The following is a 1865-nucleotide window of genomic DNA, read 5'->3' on the forward strand; positions in this document are numbered from 1 at the left end:
GCGTGGCTGGTCGGGCCAGATGCCGCGCGTGTCATAGACGATCTTGTCGGCGCGCTCATCGACCGGCACCGATTTGAACACGTCGTGATCGACCAAAACGATCATGATGCCGCACGTCTCGATTGCGCTGTCGATATCGGTCAGTGTGGCACCGGTACCGTCAAAGTCGGTCGGCAGCGTGTTGGTATAGGGCTCGACCACATCGAGCCGATCGCCGAAGCGCGCGGCGAGCGCCAGCGCGACCTTCAGCGCGGGGCTTTCGCGGAAATCATCGATATTCGCTTTGAACGCCAAACCGAGACACGCGACGCGCAGCCCCGGATGCGCCGCGACCATCGCCTCCGCGCGCGCGACGACATAATCGATCTTCGCATCATTCACTTCGCGCGCGGTGCGGATCAGCGGCGTGTTGGCGCGGTCGGCATGAACGAGGAACCACGGGTCGACCGCGATACAATGCCCGCCGACGCCGGGGCCGGGCGACAGGATGTTGACGCGGGGATGGCGGTTGGCGAGGCGGATCACCTCCCACACATCGACCTCCATCGTGTCGGCGACGCGGCTCAGCTCGTTGGCAAAGGCAATGTTGACGTCGCGGAACGCGTTTTCGGTCAGCTTGGTCATTTCCGCCGCGCGGCTCGTCGTGGTGACGCACGCGCCGCGCACGAAGCGGCGGTAGAATTGCAGCGCTTTGCGCGCGCAGCGCGGCGTGATCCCGCCGATCACGCGGTCGTTATCGATCAGCTCGACCAGGATACGGCCCGGCAACACGCGCTCCGGGCAATAGGCGATCGCGATGTCGGGGCTTTCGCCAACGACTCCCGGGGTCTTGCCGGGGACCTTCAGATCGGGGCGAAGCTGCGCGAGCAGATCGCGCACCTTTTCGGTGGTGCCGACCGGCGAGGTCGATTCGAGGATCACCACATCGCCCGCCTTCAACACCGCAGCGATCGTCGTCGCGGCACGCAAGACATAGCCGATATTGGGCGCATGATCGTCGGCAAAGGGGGTAGGGACGGCGATGACGAACACGTCGGCGGGTTCGATCAAGGTTGCGGCACGCAAATTCCCGCGTGCGACGACGCCCGAGACGAGCCCGTCGAGATCGACTTCCTCGATATGCACCTTGCCCGAATTGACCGTCTCGACGACATGCTCCGACACATCGATGCCGAGCACTTGCGCCCCCGTCCGCGCGATCACGGCGGCGGTCGGCAGCCCGATATAGCCGAGGCCGACGACGACGACCTTGAGTGTTGAATCCGAAACCATCGCTCATTCCCGTCCGCTATGCGCGGGACGGTGTGGCCTTGCGGTGGTGAAGAATTCGCAAAGGCGCACGCGATTGCTTGATCTTCGATACCAAGCGTGGGAGGCGCGCGCCGTGGCGCAAGAGGGCATGATGCAGACGACAGAACGGCCAAGGGTGCCCGATGCGACCAAGGGTGCCTGGGCCTATTGGCCGGAAATCGACGGGCTGCGGACGATCGCGGTGCTGGCGGTCGCGCTCTTTCACCTCAATCGGGCGATCTTGCCCGGCGGTTTTGTCGGCGTCGACATCTTCTTCGTGATCTCTGGTTTCCTGATCAGCGCGATCCTGATCGAGGACATCGACACGCGCAGTTTTTCGATCGGCCGATTTTATCAACGGCGCATCTCGCGCATCTTTCCCGCCCTCATCCTTGTGATCCTGACGACGCTTGCCGTCGCGAGCTTCGTCTATTCGGCGCAGGATCTCGCGTCGCTCGGGATCAACAGTGCGGCCCCGGCGACCTCGCTCATCAACATGAAGCTCATAACGCAGGGCAGCTATTTCGTCCTCTCGGCCGATGCACAGCCCTTGCTGCATTACTGGTCGCTCTGAG

Annotated in this window: 2 protein-coding genes; one reads left to right on the forward strand and one right to left on the reverse strand. The window is 63.5% G+C overall.

What is annotated here, in order from left to right; all coding sequences use genetic code 11:
• Positions 1–1272 (reverse strand): UDP-N-acetyl-D-mannosamine dehydrogenase (gene wecC, locus ABWP09_RS14280; RefSeq protein WP_353205785.1); only part of this gene is annotated, 1272 nt, incomplete at its 3' end.
• A gap of 127 nt (positions 1273–1399) precedes the next feature.
• On the opposite strand from wecC, the gene ABWP09_RS14285 reads away from it, so the two are divergent.
• The gene (locus ABWP09_RS14285; RefSeq protein WP_353205786.1) at positions 1400–1864 is read left to right on the forward strand and encodes an acyltransferase family protein; all 465 of its coding nucleotides are present in this window, start codon (positions 1400–1402) and stop codon (positions 1862–1864) included.
• The last annotated feature ends 1 nt before the right edge of the window (position 1865 follow it).

The organism is Sphingomonas sp. (genome assembly GCF_040398505.1).
Lineage (GTDB): Bacteria > Pseudomonadota > Alphaproteobacteria > Sphingomonadales > Sphingomonadaceae > Sphingomonas.

Excerpts from the sequence above, each read along its gene's own strand:
- ABWP09_RS14285 (WP_353205786.1), top strand. The coding sequence starts at position 1,400 with ATGATGCAGACGACAGAACGGCCAAGGGTGCCCGATGCGACCAAGGGT.